Annotated in this window: 9 protein-coding genes; 7 read left to right on the top strand and 2 right to left on the bottom strand. The window is 71.0% G+C overall.

Annotated elements, in window-relative coordinates; genetic code table 11:
- Positions 1 to 124: 124 nt before the first annotated feature.
- Both rimI and tsaD read left to right on the top strand, forming a co-directional pair.
- Entirely contained in the window at positions 125 to 589 is a 465-nt protein-coding gene (gene rimI, locus VIR15_RS10925; protein ID WP_331927504.1) for a ribosomal protein S18-alanine N-acetyltransferase, read from the top strand.
- Entirely contained in the window at positions 582 to 1628 is a 1047-nt protein-coding gene (gene tsaD, locus VIR15_RS10920; protein ID WP_331927503.1) for a tRNA (adenosine(37)-N6)-threonylcarbamoyltransferase complex transferase subunit TsaD, read from the top strand. Before rimI ends, tsaD begins: the two co-directional genes overlap by 8 nt.
- Positions 1629 to 1794: 166 nt before the next feature.
- Here tsaD and VIR15_RS10915 read toward each other — a convergent pair whose 3' ends face one another.
- Complete coding sequence (locus VIR15_RS10915) at positions 1795 to 2817, bottom strand: glycoside hydrolase family 3 N-terminal domain-containing protein (RefSeq protein WP_331927502.1); 1023 nt, start codon at positions 2815 to 2817, stop codon at positions 1795 to 1797.
- Positions 2818 to 2932: 115 nt separating this feature from the next.
- Here VIR15_RS10915 and VIR15_RS10910 point away from each other — a divergent pair, with 115 nt between their 5' ends.
- Genes VIR15_RS10910 through VIR15_RS10900 form a run of 3 tightly spaced genes read left to right on the top strand, consistent with a single transcriptional unit; the run spans position 2933 to position 5836 of the window.
- Positions 2933 to 4147: a nucleoside hydrolase gene (locus tag VIR15_RS10910; protein WP_331927501.1), complete on the top strand. Its 1215-nt coding sequence runs from the start codon at positions 2933 to 2935 to the stop codon at positions 4145 to 4147.
- Positions 4147 to 4971, top strand: coding sequence for a ribokinase (locus VIR15_RS10905; protein WP_331927500.1), 825 nt, complete (start codon positions 4147 to 4149; stop codon positions 4969 to 4971). The genes VIR15_RS10910 and VIR15_RS10905 overlap by 1 nt, the downstream gene beginning before the upstream one ends.
- A 34-nt stretch (positions 4972 to 5005) precedes the next feature.
- Entirely contained in the window at positions 5006 to 5836 is an 831-nt protein-coding gene (locus VIR15_RS10900) for a DUF427 domain-containing protein (RefSeq protein ID WP_331927499.1), read from the top strand.
- 9 nt (positions 5837 to 5845) lie between these two features.
- On the opposite strand, the gene VIR15_RS10895 is transcribed toward VIR15_RS10900, so the two are convergent.
- Positions 5846 to 7084 carry a THUMP-like domain-containing protein gene (locus VIR15_RS10895; protein WP_331927498.1) on the bottom strand — a complete coding sequence of 413 codons (1239 nt, stop codon included), beginning with the start codon at positions 7082 to 7084 and terminating at the stop codon, positions 5846 to 5848.
- Between the two features lie 357 nt (positions 7085 to 7441).
- Between VIR15_RS10895 and groES the strand changes: the two genes are divergently transcribed.
- Positions 7442 to 7738 (top strand): co-chaperone GroES, encoded by a 297-nt coding sequence (gene groES, locus VIR15_RS10890; RefSeq protein ID WP_041308421.1) that lies wholly within the window; start codon positions 7442 to 7444, stop codon positions 7736 to 7738.
- Between the two features lie 114 nt (positions 7739 to 7852).
- Positions 7853 to 8552: chaperonin GroEL (gene groEL / locus VIR15_RS10885; protein WP_331927497.1), on the top strand; the 700-nt coding region annotated here is incomplete at its 3' end.

Below are 8552 nucleotides of genomic sequence, written 5' to 3'. Positions count from 1 at the left end.
GCGCGCTCGCCGACCTCGCCACCCGGCGACTGGCGACGGGAGACGAGCTCGACGGGCTGGAGCCGCTCTACCTGCGGCGCCCGGACGTGGCCACCGCTCCGCCGACCCCGAAGTCGACGCTCGGATGAGCGCGCCGGTCTTGCGCGACCTCGAGTGGACCGACTTGGAGACGCTGGCGGCGCTCGAGGTGGCGCTCTTCGCCGACGATGCGTGGTCCGAGCCGACGTGGTGGGCCGAGCTGGCGGGTCGCCCCCGGCGGGACTACGTCGTCGCCATTGACGACGGACAGGTCCTGGGCTACGGGGGCATCGACGTCAGCGGCGACGTCGCGGACCTGATGACCATCGCGACCGTGCCGGAGGCGCAGGGCCGAGGGCTGGGGCGCCGGCTGCTCGACGAGCTCGTCCGGCGAGCCGAGGGCAGCGGGGCCGAGGCCCTGCTGCTCGAGGTGCGCGCTGACAATGAGGCAGCGAAGCGGCTTTACGGCACGAGCGGCTTCGAGGTCATCTCCGTGCGTCGGCGCTACTACCAGCCGGGCGACATCGACGCCCTCGTCATGCGCAAGCACATCGGAGGTACCCATGGCTGACGAACCCCTCGTCCTCGGGATCGAGACGTCGTGCGACGAGACCGGAGTCGGGATCGTGCGCGGGGAGACGCTTCTCGTCGACACCGTCGCGAGCAGCGTGGACGAGCACGCGCGCTTCGGCGGCGTGGTCCCCGAGGTGGCGAGCCGCGCACACCTCGAGGCCATGGTCCCGACGATCCAGCGGGCCTGCCGCGACGCCGGCGTGACCCTGCGCGACCTCGACGCGATCGCCGTGACCTCCGGCCCGGGTCTCGCCGGGTCGCTCCTCGTCGGCGTGGCCGCGGCCAAGGCGCTGGCCGTCGCCCTGGACAAGCCGATCTATGGCGTGAACCACCTGGCGTCGCACGTGGCCGTCGACATCGTCGAGCACGGGCCGCTGCCGGAGCCGACGATGGCCCTGCTCGTCTCGGGCGGGCACTCGTCGCTCCTGCTCGTGCCCGACGTGACGAACGACGTGCGGTCGATGGGGTCGACGATGGACGACGCCGCGGGGGAGGCGTTCGACAAGGTGGCCCGAGTCCTCGGGCTGCCCTTCCCCGGTGGGCCGTACATCGACCGCGCCGCCCGCGAGGGGGACCGGGTGGCCATCGACTTCCCACGGGGGCTGACGACAGGTCGCGACCTGGAGCGGCACCGCTTCGACTTCTCCTTCTCGGGGCTGAAGACGGCGGTGGCGCGGTGGGTGGAGCAGCGCCACCGAGCCGGGGAGCCGGTGCCGGTGTCCGACGTGGCGGCCTCCTTCCAGGAGGCGGTTGTCGACGTCCTGACGAAAAAGGCCCTGCTGGCGTGCAAGGACAACGATGTGGACCACCTGCTCATCGGTGGCGGGGTGGCCGCCAACTCCCGGTTGCGGGCGCTCGCCGAGGAGCGGTGCGCGAAGGCGGGAATCGCCCTGCGCGTCCCCAGGCCGGCGCTGTGCACCGACAACGGCGCGATGGTCGCGGCTCTCGGGGCGCAACTGGTGGCCAAGGGCCGCGAGCCGAGCGAGCTTGGCCTGCCGACGGACTCGTCGATGCCCGTCGAGCTCGTCCAGTCCTGACCGGCACCTCCCTGATCGAGTGAACAAGAATCGGGACGTGCCTGCCCGAATCCTGTTCACTCGATTGGCGCGTGCCGGGTCAGCAGCGCCCAAATCCTGTTCACTCGATTGGGGCTTGCCGGGGCAGCAGCGCCCGAATCCTGTTCACTCGATTGGGGCGGCCGGGTCAGCGGCAGCTCGCGAGGCCGAGGTCGACCTTGAGGGTCATCACCCGGGTGGCCGACTGCGTCACCTTGGCGGCGAAGGCGTGGTCGGCGCTCATCCGGCTGGTCAGGGCCCGGTGCATCGTCGGCACCGTGTCCGGACGCGCGGTCAGCACGATGTCACCGCCGGCGTCGACGAACGTCGTCGCACGCTTGCCGACCGGTGTCGCTGCGACGGCCTTTGCGGCGCCGACGTCGTCGGTGATGACGACCCCGTCGTAGCCCATCCGGCCACGCAACAGGTCGGTGATGATCGCCCTCGAGAACATGGCGTTGACCCCCGGGTCGATCCGGCTGTAGATCGCCGAACCGACCATGACGAAGTCCGCGCCGGCCTTGATGCCGGCGCCGAAAGGCCGCAAGTAGGGGTCGGAGGCTGTCGTCTGGCGGTCCGTGATGCCTTCGGCAGTGAGGTCGGTGTTGCCGGTGATCCGGCCGATGCCGGGGAAGTGCTTGACCGTCGCGGCGACCCCTCCGCGGTGCATGCCGTCGATGAACGCGCCGACCATCCGAGCCACGACGGTCGGGTCGCTGGAGAACTGCCGGTCCCACCGGCCGATCGGCGCGTTGGCCCGTCCCAGCTCTGCAGGGACCGTGTCGGCAACGGGCGCGAGGTTGACGTTGATGCCGGCGTTGTGCAGCTCCTCGGCCCAGCCAGCCGCTTGCCTTGCCAGCTGGCTGGACGAGAGCTCGCCCTGGTCGAGCGCGCTCGGGATCCGGGTGAAGCCCTCACCGCGGAGCTGCTGGACGTTGCCACCCTCCTGGTCGGCCGCGAGGAAGAGCCCCGGCTCGCCTCTGGACTGATCGGTGACGGACTCGAGGTGCCGGGTCGCGGCGCGGACGCGATCGGCTCCGTCGTACCAGCCGCCGAGCAGGATGACACCGCCGAGGTGCCGGTCGCGGACCAGGGCATCGAGGCTGTTCCTCCCGGCGTTGACGTCCAGGCCGACCATCAGCAGCTGGCCGGCCCGCTCCGACGCGGACATGTTGGCCACGAGGGCAGAGGCGCAGGCATGTGGGCCGAGAGCCGTCGGCGTCGGCGACGGCGACATCCCCGTGGGTGGCGATGTGGGCGTCGATGTGGGGGGTGGTGCCGTCGTCGTGAGAGTCGTTGTCGAAGGGCCTGCGGTCGGCCTCGTCGCCGTCGACGTCCCCAGCTGGGAAGGTGCTGACGGGGAGGCGCCGCTCGAGCACGCCACCATGAGAAGGGTCGTGGCAGCGGCCACCACGATCATCGCCCCGGACCCAAGGCGGGACAGTTGGGTCCTCGCGCTGTCAGGCACCAGTCGACGGTACCTGCTGGACCTTTGGAGGTACGTTGACCGCGTGCCGCCGACTGCGAGACCCATCGTCCTGGACGTCGACACCGGTGTCGACGACGCCTGCGCGATCCTGCTCGCGGCGTCTCACTCCCGGCTCGACCTGAGAGCCATCACCTGCGTCGGCGGCAACGCCTCGGTCGACGACGTCGTCCGCAACACCCTGACGGTGCTCGAGGCGGCCCGCCGCACCGACGTGCCTGTCGCCCGGGGAGCGGAGCGCCCGTTGCTCGAGCACCCGACGGACGCCCGGCACGTCCACGGTGAGGACGGCATGGGCGACCTTGGCTGGCCGGCCCCGTCGTTGCGGCCCGACGCCCGCCACGCGGTGGAGCTGCTCCGCGACACGTGCGTCGCCGCAGCCGAGGCGGGCGAGCAGGTCACGCTCGTGCCGACGGCGCCGCTGACCAACATCGCGCTGCTGCTCCGCACCTATCCGGACGCGGCCCGCGGGATCGAAGAGATCGTCTTCATGGGTGGTGCCGCGCAGAGCGGTAATGCCACGGCCTCCGCGGAGTTCAACGTCTTCCACGATCCGGAGGCGGCCGCGATCGTGCTCGACGCCGCCGCCGAGTTGGCCATCCCCGTCACCATGTACGGCCTGGACGTCTTCTACGACCCGGTCGTGGCCAGCGCTGATGCCGCTGAGCTGGTCGCAGTCGGTGGGCGGGGGACAGCGGAGCTCGCCGGGAGGCTCATCCAGTTCCAGTGCGAGCGGTTCGGCCGGGATGCGGCGACGATCGGCGATGCCGGCGCCGTCTGCGCGGTCCTCGACCCAGAAGGGCTGACCACCCAGGTCCTCCCGATCCGGGTCGAGCTCGCCGGTCACTGGTCCCGCGGGCGGACGATCGTCGATCGGCGCGACTGGAGCGGAGACCTGTCACACGACCCGCACGGTGAGCCGCCGGTCCGGATCCGAGTCGCCCTGGGCGTCGACCACGCACGCTATTCCGCACTGTGGCGCGACACGATACTGGCGACCGCGGGACCTCGCTGATGGGGCGCGTTGTCGTCCTCGGCTCCCTCAACGTCGACGTCGTGACCCGGGTCGAGGCTCACCCCCGGCCGGGGGAGACCGTCCTCGGTGAGGCGGCCGGTCGTTTCGCCGGTGGCAAGGGCGGCAACCAGGCGATGGCCGCGCGCCGAGCGGGCGCCGACGTCGTCATGGTCGGCCGGGTCGGAGCCGACGACATGGGCGCCGCCTACGTCGAGCGGCTGCGTCGCCACGGCATCCACACCGAAGTCCCGACCTTCCCAGACGCCCCGACCGGCACGGCGTACATCACCGTCGATGAGGCCGGGGAAAACACGATCGTCGTCGTTCCCGGAGCCAACAACATGCCGGAGGACGCCTCGGTAACGGCGGTCGGACTCGGCCCGGGCGACGTGCTCCTCTGCTCGCTCGAGGTGCCCACCGACCTCGTCGCCCGCGCCGCCCGCCTGGCGGGCCGCGGCGGCGCCCGCGTCGTCATCAACCTCGCGCCCTACGCCTCCCTTCCGCACGACGTCATCGCCATGGCAGACCCGGTCATCGTCAACGAGGAGGAGATGCGCCAGCTCGCCGACTCCGACCTCATCCCCGCGTCCCTGCTCGTGACGTTCGGGGCAGCCGGGGCCAGGTGGGACGGGGAGGAGGTGAGCGGCATACGGCTCAATGAGTCTGACGTCGTGGACACGGTGGGTGCTGGCGACGCCTTCTGCGGGGCGCTGGCGGCGGCGCTCGCCGCAGGCGCCACCCGAAAGGAGGCTCTCGAGGCGGCGAACCGGGCCGGTGCCGAGGCGGTCCAGTGGTCCGGCGCGCAGCCCGACGCCGCGTTGTGAGTCGACCCCGACCGCTGAGGGAGCACACTGGACCATGGCCACCCGAATGCGGCAAGTGATCCTGCGAGCTCTCCCGGATCTGCGCGTCCACCCGGTCGGCAAGTGGGTCCGGGCCGACGCGCTGGGCAGCACTGTCGTCGACAGCCGCCGCGTCCAGCTCGTGTGGGAGCCAAAGCGGGTCGTCGGGTCCTATGCCGTGCCGGAGGAGGACGTCGCCGGCGACTTCGTGCCGGTCGAGGGAGATGTTGCCGCCGAGCATCCGGTGCCGATGGGCGACGACGGGCCTCCCGTCCTGGATCCGCACACACCCTTCGGCGCCCACACCGCGCCGGGCACGCCGCTGACGATCCGGACCGACGCGGGAGACCTGCCCGGGGCTGCCTTCCGGCCCGACGACCCGGACCTGGCCGGGTATGTCGTGCTCGACTGGACCGCGTTCACACAGTGGTACGAGGAGGACGAGCCGGTTCTCGGTCACCCGCGCGACCCGTTCGACCGGATCGACTGCCTCAGGTCCAGCCGCCACGTCGTCATCGCCAGCGATGGGGTCACCCTCGCGGACACGACCCGCGCGACGTTGCTCTTCGAGACGCCCCTGCCGACGCGCTACTACGTGCCGCGGGAGGACGTGGCCATGGACCTGTTCGACCGGACCGACTCGCACACCGTGTGTGCCTACAAGGGCGAGGCCTCCTACTGGTCCGCCCGTGTCGGCGACACCGTCCTTCGGGACATCGCGTGGTCGTACGAGGAGCCGCGTCACGACGCGGCGCCGGTCGCCGGGCTCATCTCCTTCTACACCGAAAAGCTTGACCTGACCGTCGACGGGGAGCTGCAGCGCCGGCCGCGGACGCCGTGGTCGTAGTGGTCGAAGTCATGCCCCCTCGACGACGAGCACGACCTGGGCGCCGGCCACCCGAGTGAGGACGAGCGTCGCCTCCGAGCCGCCCCTGCCTCGCCCGGTCATCTTCAGCTGTCGTCGCAGCAGCTCCGGGTCGAGCGTGACACCGCGCTTCTTGATCGTCACCCGGTCGTGGCCGCGGTCGCGCAGCCATCGCGACAGTGCCTTGCGGGACAGCGGCATCGCCTCGACGACGCGGTAGCGCTTCGCCCAAGCGATGTCGTATGCCGCTGGGCTCGTCACGTAGCCCACGCCGGCTCCCAGCTCGGCTCCGTCCACGGCGGCGGTCAGGGCCGGCGTCAGTCCGGCGCGGATGACAGCTCGATCCGGCTCGTAGAGCCAGTCGCCCAGGTCTGTGAGGGTCGGCAGCGGAGGGGCCGCGGACGCCGGGGCTGCGTCGGACTCGGTGACGACGTGGGTGGCCGAGGCGGAGCACACGGCGGCGGTCCGGCCAGGACGGCTGGCCAAGGGCCCCCACCAGATGGCGCACTCGAGGACCTCGCCCTCCCAGGAGCTCCACTGGGCCTCGGCGCCGTCGGGGAGGGCGGCGTGGGGGAAGGACGGCGAGAGCTTGGCACCGGTTGCCGGCGTGTCGGCGGCGAAGGCCTGGACCTCGCCCCACGTCGGCGAGATCGCCTCGAGCGAGAAGACCCGCTTCGTCCGGCCACGGACGTCGGCGACCCCCGAGACGCGGCGACCCGGGTCGAGCCAGACGCCGAGGTGACGCGCCGCCTCGCCGAGCGGCAGTCGCACCTCGTCGGCCCGGGCGTGCGTCACGCGTGCGGAGGGCCAGTGGCGCAGGTTCGCGGCGGCGATCCGAGCGGTCGGGAGGTCTGCGTCGACCGCCCGCACCACGAGGTCGAGCCCGGCGAAAGCCATGGCGTCGGCGCCGATCCCACAGCCGAGGTCATAGACCTCGCGCACGTCCGCTGACGCGAAGCGGTGGGCGTGGCGGGCGGCGAGGGGCAGGCGGGTGGCCTGCTCGAGACCGTCGGGCGTGAAGAGCATGCCCGCTGCGAAGTCCCCGAACTTGTCGACCGCCTTCGCCCGGAGGCGGGACTGCGCCATGGCGGCGGCCACGAGGTCAGGGTCGTAGGCCTCGCGCAGCCTCTCCTGGAGCTGCAGCGCGGTCGACTCGTCGTAGGTCGGCAGGGACTGGAGCAGCGCCCAGCCCTCCCCGGTGGCGAGCCGGTCGACCATCGCTGCGTCCATGGCCGCATCCTCGCAGCCGCGGGAGGCCGGCGCGCGGGGACTGGTCCCTGGCCCACCTGCCCGCCGGAAGCGCAACACACCCGCTCATCGACCGGTGGCTCCTGTTGCACCAGGTCCGGGTTGTCGGTAGGCGGGTGTGTTGCAGAGGGGGGCGCTCAGGGACCGTGAGCTCTCGTCTGTTGGCACTCGACTTGACCGAGTGCTAACTCCAAACCTAGATTTTGCTTGTTGGCACTCTCACCCTGAAAGTGCCAGATCCGCGAGAGCGGTCGACCCCCGCGACGGCGACCGGTCTCAACTGGATCAACAATCTTCCAAGACTCGATCCATCGACATCCCGAAGGGAAGGTCACCACCGTGTCGGTTTCCATCAAGCCGCTCGAAGACCGCATCGTCGTCAAGTCCCTCGAGGCGGAGCAGACAACCGCCTCCGGCCTCGTCATCCCCGACACGGCGAAGGAGAAGCCGCAGGAGGGCGAGGTCCTCGCCGTCGGCCCCGGCCGCTGGAACGAGGACGGCGACCAGCGCGTCCCGCTCGACGTCAAGGTCGGCGACAAGGTCATCTACAGCAAGTACGGCGGCACCGAGGTCAAGTACGGCGGCGAGGAGTACCTCATCCTGTCCGCCCGTGACGTTCTCGCCGTCGTCGGCTGAGCTCGACCCCTGCACCACATGCTTTGACCGCACCCCGGTGACGCCCCTCGGGGTCGTGCCGGGGTGCGGCTCGTTCGCCCACCGTTTCGCGCATCACCAGCCAGAAGGAACACCATGGCCAAGCAACTGGAGTTCGACGACTCCGCACGCAAGTCGCTCGAGCGCGGCGTCGACGCGCTCGCCAACGCCGTCAAGGTGACGCTCGGCCCCAAGGGCCGCAACGTCGTCATCGACAAGAAGTGGGGCGCCCCCACCATCACGAACGACGGCGTCACGATCGCCCGCGAGATCGAGCTCGAGGACTCCTACGAGAACCTCGGCGCCCAGCTCGCCAAGGAGGTCGCCACCAAGACGAACGACATCGCCGGTGACGGGACGACCACCGCCACGGTCCTCGCCCAGGCGATGGTCAAGGAGGGCCTGCGCAACGTCGCCGCGGGAGCCGCTCCGGCCGCCCTCAAGCGCGGCATGGACAAGGCCGTGAGCGCGGTCAACGACCGCCTGCTCGAGATCGCGCGTGACGTCAACGGCAAGGACGAGGTCGCCTCGGTCGCGACGCTCTCCGCACAGGACTCCACGCTCGGTGCTCTCATCGGCGAGGCGTTCGACAAGGTCGGCAAGGACGGCGTCATCACCGTCGAGGAGTCCTCGACGACGGCGACCGAGCTCGAGTTCACCGAGGGCATGCAGTTCGACAAGGGCTATCTCTCGGCCTACTTCGTCACCGACACCGAGCGCATGGAGACGGTGCTCGAGGATGCCTACGTCCTCATCAACCAGGGCAAGATCTCGGCCGTCGCCGACGTGCTGCCGG

The sequence above is a fragment of the Intrasporangium sp. genome (assembly GCF_036566125.1).
Lineage (GTDB): Bacteria > Actinomycetota > Actinomycetes > Actinomycetales > Dermatophilaceae > Intrasporangium.
The sequence above is the reverse complement of the archived record's forward strand: the minus strand, read 5'-3'. Positions and strand labels throughout refer to the sequence as shown.